16 protein-coding genes and 1 riboswitch are annotated in these 16,557 nt (G+C 70.6%); of the genes, 10 read left to right on the top strand and 6 right to left on the bottom strand.

All coding sequences use genetic code 11. The annotated features are described in order from the left end of the window. Positions 1-51: 51 nt before the first annotated feature. The 6 genes from shc (at position 52) to ACZ6MZ_RS25935 (ending at position 6,259) form a co-directional block, all read left to right on the top strand. Positions 52-2,055, top strand: a complete 2,004-nt coding sequence (shc, locus tag ACZ6MZ_RS25960) for a squalene--hopene cyclase (protein WP_389790808.1) — start codon at positions 52-54, stop codon at positions 2,053-2,055. After that, complete coding sequence (locus ACZ6MZ_RS25955; protein ID WP_384191080.1) at positions 2,055-2,720, top strand: phosphorylase family protein; 666 nt, start codon at positions 2,055-2,057, stop codon at positions 2,718-2,720. The genes shc and ACZ6MZ_RS25955 overlap by 1 nt, the downstream gene beginning before the upstream one ends. A 5-nt stretch (positions 2,721-2,725) precedes the next feature. Then, positions 2,726-3,745, top strand: a complete 1,020-nt coding sequence (gene hpnH / locus ACZ6MZ_RS25950) for an adenosyl-hopene transferase HpnH (RefSeq protein ID WP_469354605.1) — start codon at positions 2,726-2,728, stop codon at positions 3,743-3,745. Between the two features lie 151 nt (positions 3,746-3,896). Continuing rightward, complete coding sequence (locus tag ACZ6MZ_RS25945; RefSeq protein ID WP_469354603.1) at positions 3,897-5,333, top strand: aspartate aminotransferase family protein; 1,437 nt, start codon at positions 3,897-3,899, stop codon at positions 5,331-5,333. Between the two features lie 86 nt (positions 5,334-5,419). After that, positions 5,420-6,043 carry a helix-turn-helix domain-containing protein gene (locus tag ACZ6MZ_RS25940; protein ID WP_384333220.1) on the top strand — a complete coding sequence of 208 codons (624 nt, stop codon included), beginning with the start codon at positions 5,420-5,422 and terminating at the stop codon, positions 6,041-6,043. Positions 6,044-6,067: 24 nt separating this feature from the next. After that, the gene (locus tag ACZ6MZ_RS25935) at positions 6,068-6,259 is read left to right on the top strand and encodes a DUF6126 family protein (protein ID WP_469354601.1); all 192 of its coding nucleotides are present in this window, start codon (positions 6,068-6,070) and stop codon (positions 6,257-6,259) included. Between the two features lie 42 nt (positions 6,260-6,301). On the opposite strand, the gene ACZ6MZ_RS25930 is transcribed toward ACZ6MZ_RS25935, so the two are convergent. After that, complete coding sequence (locus ACZ6MZ_RS25930) at positions 6,302-7,114, bottom strand: tyrosine-protein phosphatase (RefSeq protein ID WP_469354599.1); 813 nt, start codon at positions 7,112-7,114, stop codon at positions 6,302-6,304. Positions 7,115-7,557: 443 nt separating this feature from the next. After that, positions 7,558-7,717: riboswitch (cyclic di-AMP (ydaO/yuaA leader) on the top strand. A 4-nt stretch (positions 7,718-7,721) separates the two neighbouring features. Between ACZ6MZ_RS25930 and ACZ6MZ_RS25925 the strand changes: the two genes are divergently transcribed. Continuing rightward, positions 7,722-8,624 (top strand): M23 family metallopeptidase, encoded by a 903-nt coding sequence (locus ACZ6MZ_RS25925; RefSeq protein WP_389790804.1) that lies wholly within the window; start codon positions 7,722-7,724, stop codon positions 8,622-8,624. A gap of 170 nt (positions 8,625-8,794) precedes the next feature. After that, positions 8,795-9,619: an SGNH/GDSL hydrolase family protein gene (locus ACZ6MZ_RS25920; protein ID WP_384191097.1), complete on the top strand. Its 825-nt coding sequence runs from the start codon at positions 8,795-8,797 to the stop codon at positions 9,617-9,619. Positions 9,620-9,644: 25 nt separating this feature from the next. On the opposite strand, the gene ACZ6MZ_RS25915 is transcribed toward ACZ6MZ_RS25920, so the two are convergent. The 5 genes from ACZ6MZ_RS25915 to ACZ6MZ_RS25895 form a co-directional block, all read right to left on the bottom strand. Beyond that, positions 9,645-10,490 (bottom strand): STM4011 family radical SAM protein, encoded by an 846-nt coding sequence (locus ACZ6MZ_RS25915; RefSeq protein ID WP_469354596.1) that lies wholly within the window; start codon positions 10,488-10,490, stop codon positions 9,645-9,647. A 6-nt stretch (positions 10,491-10,496) separates the two neighbouring features. Beyond that, positions 10,497-11,876 carry an STM4012 family radical SAM protein gene (locus tag ACZ6MZ_RS25910; RefSeq protein ID WP_389790802.1) on the bottom strand — a complete coding sequence of 460 codons (1,380 nt, stop codon included), beginning with the start codon at positions 11,874-11,876 and terminating at the stop codon, positions 10,497-10,499. Then, positions 11,873-12,685: an STM4013/SEN3800 family hydrolase gene (locus ACZ6MZ_RS25905; protein ID WP_469354767.1), complete on the bottom strand. Its 813-nt coding sequence runs from the start codon at positions 12,683-12,685 to the stop codon at positions 11,873-11,875. Before ACZ6MZ_RS25905 ends, ACZ6MZ_RS25910 begins: the two co-directional genes overlap by 4 nt. Before the next feature lies 1 nt (position 12,686). After that, the gene (locus ACZ6MZ_RS25900; protein WP_469354765.1) at positions 12,687-13,862 is read right to left on the bottom strand and encodes an STM4014 family protein; all 1,176 of its coding nucleotides are present in this window, start codon (positions 13,860-13,862) and stop codon (positions 12,687-12,689) included. Between the two features lie 76 nt (positions 13,863-13,938). Beyond that, positions 13,939-14,892, bottom strand: coding sequence for an STM4015 family protein (locus ACZ6MZ_RS25895; RefSeq protein WP_389790800.1), 954 nt, complete (start codon positions 14,890-14,892; stop codon positions 13,939-13,941). A gap of 162 nt (positions 14,893-15,054) precedes the next feature. On the opposite strand from ACZ6MZ_RS25895, the gene ACZ6MZ_RS25890 reads away from it, so the two are divergent. Together ACZ6MZ_RS25890 and ACZ6MZ_RS25885 are read left to right on the top strand one after the other, a co-directional pair. After that, on the top strand, positions 15,055-15,393 hold the full coding sequence (locus ACZ6MZ_RS25890; RefSeq protein ID WP_469354594.1) for a hypothetical protein: 339 nt from the start codon (positions 15,055-15,057) through the stop codon (positions 15,391-15,393). Between the two features lie 111 nt (positions 15,394-15,504). Continuing rightward, positions 15,505-16,506 carry a DUF6745 domain-containing protein gene (locus ACZ6MZ_RS25885; RefSeq protein ID WP_469354593.1) on the top strand — a complete coding sequence of 334 codons (1,002 nt, stop codon included), beginning with the start codon at positions 15,505-15,507 and terminating at the stop codon, positions 16,504-16,506. Positions 16,507-16,557: the final 51 nt, after the last annotated feature.

Here is a 16,557-nt window from a genome sequence, read left to right as displayed (position 1 = left end):
GACGGAGACCCCAGGCACAGCAGAAGCACACCACTGCACGAAGGGGAAGCCATGACAGCGACGACCGACGGAAGCACCGGGGCCATGAGACCCCGAGCAGCCTCGGCCAGCGGACCAACCGATGTCCCTCTCGCCCCCGGCGGTGACCTACGGGTCGCCGCCGAGCGGGCCACCGCACGATCCGTCGAGCATCTGCTCGGCCTGCAGGACGCCCAGGGCTGGTGGAAGGGCGACCTGGAAACCAATGTCTCGATGGACGCCGAGGATCTCTTACTCCGTCAGTTCCTCGGGATCCAGGACGCGCGCACCACCGAGGCGGCCGCCCTCTTCATCCGGGGCGAGCAGCGCCCGGACGGTACCTGGGCCACATTCCACGGCGGCCCGGGTGAACTCTCCGCCACCATCGAGGCGTACGTGGCCCTGCGGCTGGCCGGGGACCGCCCCCACGATCCGCACATGGCACGCGCCGCCGGCTGGGTCCGGGAACAGGGCGGCATCGCCGCGAGCCGGGTCTTCACCCGCATCTGGCTCGCCCTCTTCGGCTGGTGGAAATGGGACGACCTCCCCGAACTGCCACCCGAGCTGATCTTTTTCCCCAAGTGGTTCCCGCTCAACATCTATGACTTCGGCTGCTGGGCACGGCAGACCGTCGTTCCGCTCACCATCGTCTCGGCGCTGCGGCCCGTACGGCCCGCCCCCTTCGCCCTCGACGAGCTGCACGCCGACGCAGGCAACCCCAACCCGGCCAAGCCGCTGGCGCCGGTGGCCAGTTGGGACGGCGCCTTCCAGCGCCTCGACAAGGCCCTGCACGTGTACCACAAGGTCGCGCCGCGCCGACTGCGCCGTACCGCCATGAACGCGGCCGCGCGCTGGATCATCGAACGGCAGGAGAACGACGGCTGCTGGGGCGGGATCCAGCCGCCCGCCGTCTACTCCGTCATCGCGCTGCATCTGCTCGGGTACGACCTCGACCACCCGGTCATGCGCGCCGGACTCGAGTCGCTCGACCGCTTCGCCGTCTGGCGCGAGGACGGCGCCCGGATGATCGAGGCCTGCCAGTCGCCGGTCTGGGACACCTGCCTCGCCACCATCGCGCTCGCCGACGCCGGCCTGAGCCCGGACCACCCGGCGCTCGTCAAGGCCGCCGACTGGATGATTGGCGAGCAGATCGTCCGACCGGGCGACTGGGCCGTACGCAGGCCCGGACTCACCCCGGGCGGCTGGGCGTTCGAGTTCCACAACGACAACTACCCCGACATCGACGACACCGCCGAGGTCATCCTCGCGCTGCGCCGGGTCAGGCACCCCGACCCCGCGCGGCTCGACGCGGCCATCGAACGCGGCGCCCGGTGGAATATGGGCATGCAGTCGAGGAACGGAGCCTGGGGCGCCTTCGACGCCGACAACACCAGCCGGTTCCCCAACCGGCTGCCCTTCTGCGACTTCGGCGAGGTCATCGACCCGCCGTCCGCGGATGTCACCGGACATGTCGTCGAGATGCTCGCCTACGAGGGCCAGGCCCATCACCCCGGCACCCGGCGCGGAATCGACTGGCTCCTCGCCGAACAGGAGACCAACGGAGCGTGGTTCGGGCGCTGGGGCGTCAACTACGTCTACGGGACAGGGTCGGTGGTGCCCGCGCTGACCGCCGCCGGGCTGCCGCTCACCCACCCCGCGATCCGACGCGCCGTCAGCTGGCTCGAATCCGTGCAGAACGACGACGGCGGCTGGGGCGAGGACCTGCGCTCGTACCGCGAGGAGCGGTGGATCGGGCACGGCGCCTCGACCGCCTCCCAGACCGCCTGGGCGCTGCTCGCGCTCCTCGCGGCCGGGGAGCGCGAGGGCAGGGCCGTCGAGCGGGGTATCGGCTGGCTCACCGAGACCCAGCGGGAGGACGGCTCCTGGGACGAGCCGCAGTTCACCGGCACCGGCTTCCCCTGGGACTTCAGCATCAACTACCACCTCTACCGGGAAGTCTTCCCGCTCACGGCCCTCGGCCGGTATGTCCACGGGGAGCCCCTGGCTGCTCGCGCGGGCAGCCGCAAGGGGGGCTGATGGCGCGGTCCTCAGGACCGGCCGACGCCCCGGCCGGCCCCCACGCGGCGCTGCTGATCGCCTGCGCGCTCGGCATCGAGCGATTCGCCCTGCGCGGCGGCGGCCACGGCGACGCACCGGGGCCGGTGACCGTCCTCCGTACGGGCATGGGGCCCAAGAACGCCGAGCGCGCCGTGGCACGCGCGCTCGGAGAGCAGCGGACCAGGGACGCGGCCGTCATCGCGGCCGGATTCTGTGCCGGGCTCACCCCGGGGATGAACCCGGGGGATCTGATCGTCGCTGACGAGACCCGGGGCCCGTACGGACGCACGCCCTGTACGGGCACCGGGCTGCTCGTCGACGCGCTGACCCGGGCCGTACCCGGCCGCACGGTCCACACCGGTCCACTGACCGGCTCCGACCATGTGGTACGCGGCCATGAGCGGGCCGAACTGCGCACCACGGGGGCGGTCGCGGTGGACATGGAGTCCGCCGCCACGCTCCGAAGTGCTCTGAGCGCCGGGCCCCGCCCGGTTGCGGCCGTCCGGGTGGTCGTGGACGCTCCAGAGCATGAGCTCCTCCGTATTGGCACAGTGCGCGGTGGAATATCAGCCTTCCGCGTTCTCCGTGCCGTCCTGCCGGCTTTCTATGAATGGCACCGTTCTTTGCTGCTCCCCAGGAGGTGAGCTAGATGGCCATGCCGCTTCGTCAGACCATCAGGGTCGGGACGTACCTCGTTGAACAGAAGCTCCGCAAGCGTGAGAAGTTTCCGCTCATTGTCGAGCTGGAACCCCTCTTCGCCTGCAATCTGAAATGTGAGGGCTGCGGCAAGATCCAGCACCCGGCCGGCGTCCTGAAGCAGCGTATGCCCGTTGCCCAGGCCGTCGGGGCGGTGCTGGAGTCCGGGGCACCGATGGTTTCCATCGCCGGCGGCGAGCCGCTGATGCATCCGCAGATCGATGAGATCGTCCGGCAGCTGGTGGCCAAGAGGAAGTACGTCTTCCTGTGCACCAACGCGATGCTGCTGCGCAAGAAGATCGAGAATTTCACTCCTTCGCCGTATTTCGCCTTCGCCGTTCATATCGACGGCCTGCGTGAGCGGCACGACGAGTCCGTCGCGAAGGAGGGAGTGTTCGACGAGGCGGTGGCGGCCATCAAGGAAGCCAAGAGGCGCGGCTTCCGGGTGACCACCAACTCCACCTTCTTCAACACGGACACCCCGCAGACCATCATCGAGGTGCTCAATTACCTGAATGACGATCTGCGGGTGGACGAGATGATGATCTCGCCCGCGTATGCCTACGAGAAGGCCCCCGACCAGGAGCACTTCCTGGGTGTCGACCAGACCAGGGAGCTGTTCAAGAAGGCGTTCTCCGGCGGCAACCGGGCACGCTGGCGCCTCAATCACTCGCCCCTCTTCCTGGACTTCCTCGAAGGAAAGGCCGACTTCCCCTGCACGGCGTGGGCCATTCCCAACTACTCGCTCTTCGGCTGGCAGCGACCCTGCTATCTGATGAGCGACGGGTATGTGCCGACCTACCGTGAGCTCATCGAAGAGACCGACTGGGACAAGTACGGCCGGGGCAAGGACCCGCGCTGCGCCAACTGCATGGCGCACTGCGGCTACGAGCCGACCGCCGTCCTCGCCACCATGGGCTCCCTCAAGGAGTCCCTGCGGGCGGTCCGTGAGACGGTCGCCGGCTCGCGCTGACGGGACGACCGCTGGAGAGCCTGTCGCACCGGGGCTCCCCGAGCCGCCGGCCCGGCCGATCGCGACGCGCCGTTCATGGCGCGTCCGGGCCCGGCCGGCGGCGGCCGGTGGGGGGCGGTGCGGCAGGCCCGGCACACAAGGAGAGCACGGAATGACCCAGCCCAAGGAGTCCGCGCAGCTCAACGAGGTCAAGGAACTCAAGCAGCCGAAGGGCTTCGACCTCACCCAGCTTCTCGCGGAGCGCGGCGCCGAGCGCTACGAACTGCACGCCAAGTACCTCAATCACCAGCTCCCGCGCATGCTGCACACCATCGGCTTCGACCGGGTCTACGAGCGGGCCGAGGGCGCCTACTTCTGGGACGAGGACGGCAACGACTATCTGGACATGCTCGCCGGCTTCGGCGTGATGGGGCTCGGCCGGCACCACGCCGTCGTACGCAAGGCCCTCCATGATGTCCTCGACGCCTCGCTCGCCGATCTCACCCGCTTCGACTGCCAGCCGCTGCCCGGACTGCTCGCCGAGAAGCTGCTGGCCCACTCCCCGCATCTGGACCGGGTGTTCTTCGGCAACAGCGGTACGGAAGCGGTGGAGACCGCCCTCAAGTTCGCCCGGTACGCGACGGGCAGGCCCAGGATCCTGTACTGCGCGCACGCCTTCCACGGGCTCACCACGGGATCCCTGTCGGTCAACGGCGAGGACGGATTCCGGGACGGCTTCGCACCGCTGCTGCCCGACACCGCCATGGAGCTCGGCGATCTCGACGCGCTGGAGAGGGAGTTGAAGCGCGGCGACGTGGCCGGGTTCATCGTCGAGCCCATCCAGGGCAAGGGGGTGCACGCGACACCGCCCGGCTTTCTGCGTGCCGCCCAGGACTTGCTGCACCAGCACAAGGCGCTGCTCATCGTCGACGAGGTGCAGACCGGTCTCGGCAGGACCGGCGACTTCTACGCGTACCAGCACGAGGAAGGGGTGGAGCCCGATCTCGTCTGTGTGGCGAAGGCGCTCTCCGGCGGCTATGTGCCCGTCGGCGCGACCCTCGGCAAGGACTGGATCTTCAAGAAGGTCTACTCCTCGATGGACCGGGTGCTGGTCCACTCGGCCAGCTTCGGATCCAATGCCCAGGCCATGGCGGCGGGCCTGGCCGTGCTGTCGGTGATGGAGGATGACAAGATCGTCGCCAATGCGCGGGCGACCGGCGATCTGCTCAGATCACGGCTGGCCGCGCTCGTCGGCCGCTACGAGCTGCTGTACGAGGTACGGGGCCGGGGCCTGATGATCGGCATCGAGTTCGGCCGGCCGACCTCGATCAAGCTGCGCAGTCGCTGGACCATGCTGCAGGCGGCCCGCAAGGGACTCTTCGCGCAGATGGTGGTCGTGCCGCTGCTCCAGAAGCACCGCATCCTCACCCAGGTCTCCGGCGACCATCTGGAAGTGATCAAGCTGATTCCGCCGCTGACCATCGGCGAACGCGAGGTGGAGCGCTTCGTGGACGCCTTCACGGCGGTGATGGACGACGCCCATGGCGGTGGCGGACTGATGTGGGACTTCGGCAGGACACTGGTGAAGCAGGCCGTCGCCAACCGGTAGGACGCGGCCTCGCACGCGGTGGACGGCGTATTTGCCTCCGGGGCAAGAAAGTTGCCCCGGAGGAAATATTTTGGCCCAATGGAGGTATGAGCACTCCTCCCACCGGAGAGCCGACGGGCGAGCTGCCCGACGAGCTCCCCGATGTCGCGCCACGCCTGCGCGAGCTGCGCCGTGGCCGGCGCCTCACCCTGGAGACCGCCGCCGGGCGGGCGGGGCTGTCCCCCGCCCATCTCTCCCGGCTGGAGACGGGCCGCCGGCAGCCCTCCCTGCCCATGCTGCTGGCCCTGGCCCGTATCTACGGGACGACCGTCTCCGAGCTGCTCGGGGAGATCCCGCCGGAGCGCGACCCCATCGTCCGCGCCGGCCGGACGGAGCCCGTGGAGGCGGACGGCTGGACGTACCACCAGGCGGGCGGCTCGGGCCGGGCCATGCAGCCGCTGCGCGTCCAGGTGCCGTACGGGGCGCAGGGTGACCTCGTCCGCGTACACCCGGGGGAGGAGTGGCTCTATGTCCTCGAAGGACGGCTGCGGCTGAGCCTCGGGGACGCCGTGCATGTGCTCGGCCCGGGGGACAGCGCGCACTTCGACTCGCTCACACCGCACCGGATCGCGGCCGCCGGGCCCGCCGGGACCGAGCTGCTCTTCGTCCATACCCTGCTGCAGAGCCCCGCCGCCGAGCTGTGCCTCGGTGGCGGGGCCCATCGCCGCTGACCTGCCAGAGAAAGGCCAGTCACCATGTCGGAGAATCCAGCCGGGAACCCGGCCGCGACGCCTGCCGAGCCGGAAGCCGGGCCGGCGCGCGTCACGCATGAGGAGAAGTCGTTCCCCCGTGGGCTGGTGATCCGGCTCTTCGCCTATCTGGTGGCCGGCCATCTCTTCGCGGGCTTCCTCTACCTGCTCTTCGAACTGGGAGCGCGCGGGCAGTAGGGCAGCGGCGAGGGCCGGGGCGGCCGGCCCGCCGCCGCTCGGTCAGCTCTCGTCGAGGAGACGGGCGCGCAGCCGCTCGCGGGTCTCGGGGGCGAGGCCGAGGCCCTCGGTGAGATAGCGGTCGGTGGTGCCCCAGGTCTTCTCGATGGTCTCGAAGGCCGCGGCGAGGTATTCGGCGCGGGCGTCGAAGAGCGGGCTGAGCAGCTCCATCACCTCGGGGGACTTGCCGGCGGGCGAGTTGTCGCTGCGGCGTACGAGATAACGGCGGTGCGGGTCGTTCGACTTCAGATAGTCGGCCTCGATCGCCTCGGGCTCGACCCCGACCGCGAGCAGGGACACGGCGATGGAGAGCCCTGCCCGGTCCTTGCCCGCCGCGCAGTGCATCAGCGCCGGGACGCTTTCCTCGGCGAGGGCGTGCAGCACCCGGCTGTGCTCGGCGACGCGGTCCGTGATGATCGCCCGGTACGAGTTGATCATCCGGTCCGCGGCCTTGCCGTCCGACAGGAGCGAGCGCAGCTGGTCGAGATCACCGTCCCGGACCATCTTCCAGAACTCGGCGCCGTCGGCCGGGTCGGTGAGCGGAATGTTCACATTTCGCACCCCGGCCAGCTCCACGTCCACGCCGTCGAGCTTGAGGTCGGCGGCATTGCGGAAGTCGAAGACCGTGTGCAGGCCGAGGGAGGAGAGGAAGGCGGCGTCGGCCGCGGTGGCGTTGGCGAGATGGCCGCTGCGGAAGAGCCGTCCGTACCGTACCCGTCGGCCGTCCGTGGTCGGCAGCCCGCCCACGTCACGGAAGTTGCGCACTCCGGACAGCTCGGGCTCGGTCGACGGGACCTGCGGCAGCTGCTGCGTCACGGCCTGCTCCTCCGTGTCTGCCGTCGGCGCTGCTCGCCGACGATGTCGACTCCTGACCCTACGACATCTGTTCGCACGGCAATCAGTTCGACCGCCGGGGATACAGATCGACATTATTCGGACATCGCGCACGGGTTGATATCGCCCAAATCATCATCTGTCCGCATTGGGATATTTGGCCCAACGTGCCCCGGTCGAGGGCGAGATGAGCCTCGGCCAGTGAGCAGGATCATATCCGTGACGTTGCGTGGCTGTACCAAGAAACGGAATTTGCCGCCTCACATGGAATCCGAAGATCGGTAATCCACGCAGGGTGACCGGAATTCCCCGGTGATATCGAAGCGGGTGTCATCGGCGGAAATCAGAGGGCTTGTTCAGGCCGTCCCGACTCGCCTACGTTCACCCTCAATCCGAGCGGAACGCCAAATCCTGCCGCCGCTCGGAATTCGCACTCACCCATCCACGCGTGGCAGGAGCGGGGAACCCAGGTAGTACGCCGGCCCTTAGGCCAGGACCGGCTTGGGGTGAAGTCGCGCAGCACGCGCGGCCGGGCATCTCCAGCCCGAACCCGACAGCTTACCTCGCAGGCGCCGGAGAGGAATTCGTCATGCCCGGTAAGCATCGCCGTCCCAAGTCCAACCCGATTGCCCGCGGATTCATCGTCGCCGGCGCGGGCGGGGCCGCCCTCGCGCTTCCGCTCATGGGCGCCACCGGTGCGCACGCCGCCGAGAAGGCCGCGCCGCAGTCCGCCTCCGTCGCGCACACGGCCCAGAGCCTGTCCGCCTCCGCCAAGTCCCCGAGGCTCTACACCGTGGTCGCCGGCGACTATCTGTCCAAGATCGCCCGCGACCACAAGGTCCGCGGCGGCTGGCACAAGCTGTACAAGGACAACCGCAAGGCGATCGGCGCCGACCCGTCGCTGATCCACCCCGGCCTGAAGCTCACCCTCGGCGCCAAGGCCAGGGCCGCCCACTCCGCGACCCCGGCCACGACCTCCAGCAAGCCCCCGAAGCCCGCGGAGCCGTCCGAGGAGCCCTCGGAGCCGTCCACCGTCACGGAGCCCACCGCCCCGGCCACCGAGACCCCCGCGCCGAGCAGCGATTCCGGCTTCACCCTGCCCATCGACGGCGGGCAGCCCAGCACGCCGTACCACGCCTCCGGCAGCAGCTGGTCCAGCGGCTACCACACCGGTGTGGACTTCTCGGCCTCCACCGGCACCGTGGTGAAGGCGGTCGGCGCGGGCACCGTCGTGACGGCCGGCTGGGGCGGCTCGTACGGCAACCAGGTCGTCATCCAGCACAGCGACGGCCACTACTCGCAGTACGGCCACATGTCCTCCCTCTCCGTCTCGGCCGGCCAGACCGTCAGCGAGGGCCAGCAGATCGGGCTCTCCGGCGCCACCGGCAATGTCACAGGACCGCACCTGCACTTCGAGATCAGGACCGGCCCGGAGTACGGCTCGGACATCGACCCGCTGGAATTCCTCCGTCAGCACGGCGTCTCCATCTGATCGGGGAAGCCCTGATATGACATCACCTCCGCCCGGCACCTGGAGTGCCGGGCGGAGATCATTTCGCGTATTCCCGCTTGGGCGAATCTTGACCGATGGCATATCTCACCCACCGTCAACTCCTTCTTACGGTCGCGTAGGTCACATCCACGGGTGAAAGATGTGCTGCTGTGGCAGACGATTCGAGATCAAGAAGAAGAGGCGTATTCGGGTCGTACACGGCGATCGGTGACAGCTTCACGGAAGGCGTGGGAGACCCAGGACCCGACGGGCTGTACGTCGGCTGGGCGGACCGCCTCGCGGTTCTGCTCGCGGACCAGCTTCCGGTCTCCGGCGAGACGGCGGACGCCGTGCACGGCGATTTCCGGTACGCCAATCTCGCCGTACGCGGCCGGCTGCTGGACCAGATCGTCGACGAGCAGATACCGCGCGCGAAGGAACTCGGCCCGGACCTGGTGACCTTCTGCGCCGGAGGCAACGACATCATCCGGCCCGGCACCGACCCCGACGATGTCGCCGAGCGCTTCGAACGCGCCGTCGCCGACCTCACCGGCGCCGTGGGCACCGTCATGGTGACCACCGGCTTCGACACCCGGGGTGTCCCCGTGCTGCGCCATCTGCGCGGCAAGATCGCCACGTACACCGCTCATGTACGGTCCATCGCCGACCGCTACGACTGTCCCGTGCTCGACCTCTGGTCCCTCAAGTCCGTCCAGGACAGGCGGGCCTGGGACGGCGACCGGCTGCATCTGTCACCCGAGGGACACACCCGTGTCGCGCTGCGCGCCGCACAGGTGCTCGGCCTCGACGTGCCCGCAGACCCGGACCAGGTGTGGCCGCCACAGCAGCCGCGCGGCACGTTCGAGGTGCGGCGCGACAACATCCACTGGGCGCGGGAGTATCTGGTGCCCTGGATCGGGCGCCGGCTGCGCGGCGTCTCCTCCGGGGACCATGTCGCGGCCAAACGGCCCGATCTGCTGCCGCTGAAGCACTGACGGCGGGGGTGTGCCGGGGCCCGCGCTACGCCCCCGCCGGGATCCGCTCCAGTACCCCGCCAGCGAAGACGTCGTACAACGGCAGCGTCTCCAGATGCACATAGCCGATATGACAGTCGCACACGGCCAGCGGGCAGGCCCGGGGGCCGAGCGCCCGCCGGTACGACCCGTCGTAGAGATTGCCCAGCTCGGCGCGGACGAAATGGCAGCGCCGTACCGTACCCTCCCCGTCCACCGAGATCACCGACTCACCCGTACGGCACGGCAGACCGGCCGAGCGGTGCGGATGGCGGCTGTACGGGAAGAGCGGATCGAGCTCCGTCCAGCGGTCGGCCTCCTCGTCCGTATAGCTGTGCCCCTCGGCCGCGTTGATCCAGAGATAGATGTGTCCGGGCAGCTCGGCGCGCAGCCGGCGTGCGTGCTCCTGATGGCTGGGGATGCCGACGACGCCCACGCTGAACCGGATGCCCCGGTCGGCCAGGTCATGACACTTCGCCAGGAAGCGGTCGTACGGCGTCTGTCCCGGGTGGTACGTGCACCACAGGGCCAGCGTCCGTGGGTCGGCGTCCGCCAGCCAGTCGGTGCGGCAGCTGAGATTCGTCTGGATGGCCACCCGGCGGACATGCGGCAGCCCGGACAGCTCGGTGAGCGCGCGCCGGTACCAGGAGCGGACCAGACCCTCGCCCCAGGGGGTGAACAGGACCGACAGCCGGTCCTCCGTCTGCGCCGACGCCCAGGCGGTGAAGCGCTCCAGGGCGGCCCGGTCGGCGCGCAGCTGCTCGCGGCTGTCGCGCCGCTTGGCGAACGGGCAGTAGGGACAGTCGTAGTCGCAGGAGGAGAGCGGGCCGCGGTAGAGGATCGTCAGGTCCACGGGGTCTCACTTCGCTTCGTACGTGGCCATCGCGGCCCGTACGGCAGGGGAGAAGAGCGCCGGGCCCAGAGCGTCCGAGTGGGCGAGCCCTTCGGGGGAGAGCCGCAGCAGCCCGGGGCCCGCGCCGCCGTCGAGCCAGCCGAGCGCCGCGAACCGGCCCAGCTCCGCCGGGAAGTCCTCGGCGGGGCCGCTGCCGAACCGCTCGCGGTAGCCGGCCACTTCCATGCCCCCGGCCTGCAGGAGCGACTGGAGAAGATGACGACGGCGCGGCTCGTCGCCGTCGACCCGGTAGCCCACCTCGGCCCGTGAGAAGTCCTCCGCCGCCGCGTACGCGTCGATGATCGTCCGTATCTCGCGCATATCGACGGCGTAGTCGAAGGAGTAGTGCAGCCCTGAGGTGTACGAGCGGGCTCCGCAGCCGAGGCCGATCATGCCGTCGGTCTGGCAGGCGTGGTCGTCGGCCCCCTGGGACGGGGAGCCGGTGCGGCGGAACATCCGCATGGACACCTGCTCGTAGCCCTGCGCGAGGAGGTGATCGCGGCCCTGCCGGTAGAGCCGCAGCCGCTGTGCGTCCCAGGCCGCGTCGCTGCCCGCGCCGATCCTGCCGAGGCCGGTCAGGGGCCGTACGTACAGGGGATAGAGATACAGCTCCTCGGGTTGCCAGGCGAGCGCGGCGTCCAGGGAGTGGCGCCAGGTCTCCTCGGTCTGGCCGTCGATGCCGTAGATGAGATCGATGTTGAGGACGGGGATCCCCGCCTCGCGGATCCGGCCGAGCGCGGCCTCGACCTCGGCGCGGCGCTGCGGGCGCACGGCGGCCTTCGCCTCCGCGTCGACAAAACTCTGGACGCCGATGCTCAGCCGGGTGGCGCCGCGCTCGGCGAGCACGGCGAGCCGGTCGGCGGTGGCCGTGGCGGGGGAGGTCTCGACGGAGAGCGGAACGGCGCGCAGATCGGCGCCCATCCGCTTCTCGGCGATGTCGCAGAGCCGGTCCAGCTCATCGGGGTCGAGGTAGGTGGGTGTGCCGCCGCCGAAGGCCGCGGCGGCGAACCGTACGGAGCCGTCGCCACCGTCGCCGCTTCCGCCATCGCCGCTTCCGCCATTTTCGCCGAGCGCGTCGCGAACGGCCGTCGCCTGCCGGTCGAGGGCGTTGAGGTAACGCGTCGTCAGCTCGTCGGGAGCGCCGATCCGGGTGAAGAGATTGCAGAAGCCGCAGCGGACCTCGCAGAACGGTATGTGCAGATAGAGGGAGAGGGCGTCCTTGCGTTCACCGGCCCACAGGTCGCGCAGCGCCGGGCGGTCGTCGAGCGGGCGGTACGCCGTCTTGTGCGGATAGGCGTAGACATAACTCTCGTACGGACGGGGTGCGGTGGTGGTGGCGGTGTTCATCGGGCGGCCCCAGGTTCCAGGAAGAAGTGGGCGTACGGCACGGTCCAGACGACCTCATGGCCCAGCCGGTGCCCGGTCCAGCCGTCGTCGCCGTAGGCCGTGCCGTGGTCGGAGCACACGATCGTGAAGCAGCGGCGGCGGCTGCTCGCGGCGGCGAAGAGCCGGCCTATGTGCCGGTCGACATATTCGAGGGCGGCGGCGTGCGTGGCCCGGGAGTCGCCGGTTTCCCGGGTGGCGCCGGGCAGATGGAACCAGTTGGGCTGGTGCAGCGCGGAGACATTGACGAAGAGGAACAGCCGCCGCTCGCGCGGCAGCCCGGCGACCACCCGCTCCGCCCGGTCGATCTGGGCCTCGAAGGAGGCCGGGGAGGCCACGCCGAACTCCGGTTCCCAGTGGCTCTCCTGGAACATGCCGGGCAGGACGGAGCCGAGCGCGCCCCGCCGATTGAAGAAGCCGACCCCGCCGACACACACCGTGTGATAGCCGGCCGCCGCGAGGCCCGACACCAGATCAGGGGTGTCGTAGACAAACGTCCGGTCGGCCGTGGTCTCACTGCCCCCGAAGCGCGCGGCGAACAGCCGTGGATGTGGACCCGGCTCGGCGGGCGTGGGCAGAAAACCGGCGAAGATCGCCTGGTGGGAGGCGTAGGTGAAGCTGCCAGGCGCGTGCCGCCGCTCCCAGCGGCCGTCCGGGAGATGGTGGGCGAGATGCGGGATCCGGCCCGCCGCGGCGAGTTCCTCCGCCACATCGAAGCGCAGGGTGTCGAGGGTGACGAGCAGCAGATCGTCCTGCCCGACGACCTCGTTCATGTCAGGTGTCCGCATGCGCGTTCCTCGGTCGTCCGGGGCGGCGGGCCGCACGCGTCGGCAGGGCGGCGAGCTGCGCCGCGTACGTGTCCAGGCCGTCGGCGCCGCCGCCGGGCAGTCCGGTGAGACCGGGCAGCAGGTCGCCGAAGGCGTTGACCTCGCCGACCGCGAACCGCCGCCAGCTCGGGGCGGGCAGCAGATCGACGCCCACGCAGTGGGTGCCGGGGAAGCAGCCGGCCGCCTCTTCGCAGACGGCGAGAGCCGCGGCCCAGCTGCCGCCGGACGCCTCGACGGCGGCCCGGACCGCGCCCAGATCCCCCCGGGCCCCGCCGAGGTGGAGATTGGTCATGGGGGAGCGGCTGGTCCGTACGACCGCGTGGGTGGCGCGGCCCGCGACGACCACCACCCGCAGATCGGCCGACCGGCCGTCCTGCGCCGCCTTGGGCAGCCAGCGTTCGATGTGCAGCCCGTCGGGCGCGAGGGTGTCGACGATCGCCGCCACCTCGCGCTCGGTCGTGTAGCGGCGCACCCGCAGCGAGTTGAAGAGGCGGCCCGTATCGTCGCGCTCGACGGAGGTGGTGGCGCACACCCGCCCGGGGCCCGCCGTCTCGACGGCGAGGACCCCGGACGCCGATGAGCCGTGGGCCAGCTTGACGAACGCCCGGCGCAGCCCGGCCGCCGCCATCAGGGCCCGCACCTCGGGCCAGCCGGACACGGCCGGAGCGCCGGATCCCGAGGCGGGCGACGAGGTGGGTGACGTGGGAACCGGCGCCCCCGCCGCGTCCAGCACGCCGTGGCAGAGCCGCTTGTCGAAGAGCACCGCCAGCTCGTCCGGATCGTCGAGCAGATCCGCTCCTGCGGCGCGGGCCGCGCGGCCGAGCCCTCGGGCGGCGGCCGTGAACGTCTCGTACCAGCGCGCGGTGCCTTCGACCCTGGTCGGGTCGTCCGTGCCGCGGAGCAACCGCTCCACCTCGGGGTCCTCGCCCGGGGAGTCGATCCGTACCGTCTCACCGGCCGTGAACCGGGCCTGCCCGCGCAGCACATCGAGCCAGGCCACCTCCCGGGCCGCGGGCAGCCCGGCGGCCCGCACGGCGTCCTGGAACAGGGTGACGCGGCGGTTGCCGGGATTACCGACCACGGCGAGGGTGAGAGCCGTACCGCCAGGGACCGAAGCGCTCAGATCCGTAACGGCCGGGACCGAATCGCTCAGATCCGTAACGCCCGGGGCGGGGCTGCTCAGGAACGGCGGCATCGGGTCACTCCGCCACCGCGGTGTAGCGGTGCTCCGTGCCGTCGTCCTCGGTGTCCACTTCCCCGCTGTCGGCGAGGTCGACCTCCACCCCGGCGGCGCCGAGCGTGGCGAGGATCCGCTCCCGCATGGCCTCACCCAGATAGTTGTGGTGCAGATCGAGCTTCTTGAGGTGCGTGAGCGGCTGGCCGCCGAGCAGCGCTTCGGCGCCCTCGTCGCCGAGAGTGCCCATCGAAAGATCGAGGATCTCCAGACCGGCGACGACCGGGGCACCCGCCAGGGCTGTCGCGATCTCGTCCTGTATCTCGCTGTTGCGCAGCCCCAGATACCGCAGCCGGGGGAGCCGCGACCCGGCCAGGATCGGTGCCAGGTCGGCCACCTGCGCGTTCGCGCCGTACCACGAGGTGCCGAGCCAGAGGTCCAGATGCTCCAGCGCGGGCAGGTCGCTCGCCGCGACGGAGCGCACCACCTCGGCGTCCAGGCCGCCCGTCTCGATGGTCAGCGAGCGCAACCGGTCGTGCCGGACGGCGGGGAAGCGCAGATCCTGGCCGCCGCGGACCCCGAACTCGCGCAGCGCGGGGAAGGCGTCGAGCAGCGGGGTCACCAGCCCCTGGTTGATCCAGGAGATCTCGCACTCGTCGAACGTGATGTCGCCGAGGAACAGGGCGCGCAGCGCCGGCAGCCGCCCGCTCGCCGCGACGAGGGCCGAGATGACCTCGCCGGGCCCCGACTCGTAGGCGTCGCTCCAGGAGCCGACGATCAGAGCCCGGACCTCGGTGGTGTCCACCGCGTCGGTGAAGCGGGCGAACGCCTCCTCCCACTGCTCCTCGGCCTCGTACGAATCGACCGAGACGCGCCAGGCCACGGAAGCCGGAGCCGGGAGCTCCGCCGTCGCTTCGGCGCCGGGGAAGTCGAACGCGGGCAGGCCGTACAGCTCCTGCAGATGGTTCGAAATGGTCATGGCGGATGCTCCAGACACCGGGTGACGTTGATCGGCTGACGTGCGAGCAGTTCTACCAAGCACCACTGACAACGTCCGTCGTCGGGGCCGGATTGTCAGACCCTCCCCTTAGCGTCGTTCACAGGTTCGGCGCACTCGGCGCCGCCGGTGGAGGGGAGAGCCATGTACCGGCAAGGAGACGTGCTCATCATGCCCGTCGCGGAAGAGACGGTGCCGTCGCAGTTCGTGGACGCGGCGGCCGCGTCCGGCGAGCCGAGGGACGCGCGCGGCCGGATGGTCCTGGCGCTCGGTGAGGTCACCGGTCATGCCCACGCCGTGACCGGTCCCGGCCGGCTCTTCCGGGAGCCGGGTGACCAGGCCGGGCCGATGCTTCTCCATCTCCCGGACGGCGGACGGGTGGTGCATGAGGAGCACGCGGTGATACCGCTGCCCCAGGGATGGTTCCGGGTGGTGCGCCAGCGCGAATACCTGCCGGGCGCGGTGCGCGTCGTCGCGGACTGAGCGCGGACCTCCGTCGCCGCGCACCAGCGGCGGCACGCGGTGGCAGGGAAATCAGCGGTGCGCAGACACCGGACAGGGACCACAGGGACCACAGGGGACGGGGCTTCAGACATGAGTTACGTGGACACATGGCGGGCTGTCGCGGCGGCGACGGGTGCGACGGACCGGCCGGCCGCCGAGGAGGGGGTGCGGCTCGCCTACCGCAGGGCGGGCCTGGCGGAGCCGGAGCGGATCATCTGGGCCGGGTCACCGCTGGCCGGCGCGCAGGCCGCGCGGTCGCTGACCGACGCAGGACGGTCGGTGCGCGACGACGTGCGCACGTATCCCTGGGCGGAGGAACGGCGCAGGGTGCACGACGCGTTGGGCCCGGCCGGCTGGGCCGAGCACTGGAGCGTCACCGGCGCCCGCCTCTGGGACACCACCCGGGCGCTCGCCGAGCGGATACGCACCGGGGTCGTCGAGGCGCTCGCCGAGAAGCCCTCGGAGACGGCCGGGATCCGGACGGTGCTGCTCGACGCGGTGCTCGGGCAGCACGACGCGGCCTGGCTCGCGGCGTTCGACGGCCGCAGCGAGCGCCTCGAAGGACTGGCCGAGGTGGCGCGGCACGCGGGCTGGTGGTGGCCGTACGAACGCGCCGTGGTGATCTGTGAGCGTCCCGTCGCCCTGCATCGCGACGAAGCGGGCCGTCTCGACCGCGGGGACGGCCCCGCGCTGGCCTATCCCGACGGCTTCGCCCTGTACGCGTGGCGCGGGATGCCGGTCCCGGCCGCGTTCCTGAGTGAGCTGCCGGAGCTGACGCCCGAGCGGATCCGCGCCGAGGCGAACGCCGAACTGCGCCGCGTGATGCTGGAGTACTACGGCTATGACCGCTATCTGAGCGAGTCGGACGCACAGCCCGTCCACCGCGACGAGACCGGCATACTCTGGCGGATCGCACTGGTCGGCGACGAGGACGTCGTGATGGTCGAGGTGGTCAACTCCACGCCGGAGCCGGACGGGTCGCACCGCACCTACTGGCTGCGGGTGCCCCCCTCCGCCAGGACGGCGAAGGAGGGCGTCGCCTGGACGTTCGGGCTCGAAGCGGAGGCATACGAACCGACGAGCCAGACCTGAAAGGCCCGGACCCGCCCTGCTCCGGACCCGCCCTGCTCCGGACCCGCCCTG

The sequence above is a fragment of the Streptomyces sp. NPDC042201 genome (genome assembly GCF_055582185.1).
Note: the sequence above shows the minus strand (reverse complement) of the source record. Positions and strands in the feature narration are given on the sequence as shown.

Excerpts from the sequence above, each read along its gene's own strand:
- ACZ6MZ_RS25890 (WP_469354594.1), top strand. The coding sequence starts at position 15,055 with ATGTACCGGCAAGGAGACGTGCTCATCATGCCCGTCGCGGAAGAGACG.
- ACZ6MZ_RS25885 (WP_469354593.1), top strand. The coding sequence starts at position 15,505 with ATGAGTTACGTGGACACATGGCGGGCTGTCGCGGCGGCGACGGGTGCG.
- ACZ6MZ_RS25905 (WP_469354767.1), bottom strand. The coding sequence starts at position 12,685 with ATGAACGAGGTCGTCGGGCAGGACGATCTGCTGCTCGTCACCCTCGAC.
- ACZ6MZ_RS25940 (WP_384333220.1), top strand. The coding sequence starts at position 5,420 with ATGAGCACTCCTCCCACCGGAGAGCCGACGGGCGAGCTGCCCGACGAG.
- ACZ6MZ_RS25895 (WP_389790800.1), bottom strand. The coding sequence starts at position 14,892 with ATGACCATTTCGAACCATCTGCAGGAGCTGTACGGCCTGCCCGCGTTC.
- ACZ6MZ_RS25910 (WP_389790802.1), bottom strand. The coding sequence starts at position 11,876 with ATGAACACCGCCACCACCACCGCACCCCGTCCGTACGAGAGTTATGTC.
- ACZ6MZ_RS25955 (WP_384191080.1), top strand. The coding sequence starts at position 2,055 with ATGGCGCGGTCCTCAGGACCGGCCGACGCCCCGGCCGGCCCCCACGCG.
- shc (WP_389790808.1), top strand. The coding sequence starts at position 52 with ATGACAGCGACGACCGACGGAAGCACCGGGGCCATGAGACCCCGAGCA.
- hpnH (WP_469354605.1), top strand. The coding sequence starts at position 2,726 with ATGGCCATGCCGCTTCGTCAGACCATCAGGGTCGGGACGTACCTCGTT.
- ACZ6MZ_RS25935 (WP_469354601.1), top strand. The coding sequence starts at position 6,068 with ATGTCGGAGAATCCAGCCGGGAACCCGGCCGCGACGCCTGCCGAGCCG.
- ACZ6MZ_RS25945 (WP_469354603.1), top strand. The coding sequence starts at position 3,897 with ATGACCCAGCCCAAGGAGTCCGCGCAGCTCAACGAGGTCAAGGAACTC.
- ACZ6MZ_RS25925 (WP_389790804.1), top strand. The coding sequence starts at position 7,722 with ATGCCCGGTAAGCATCGCCGTCCCAAGTCCAACCCGATTGCCCGCGGA.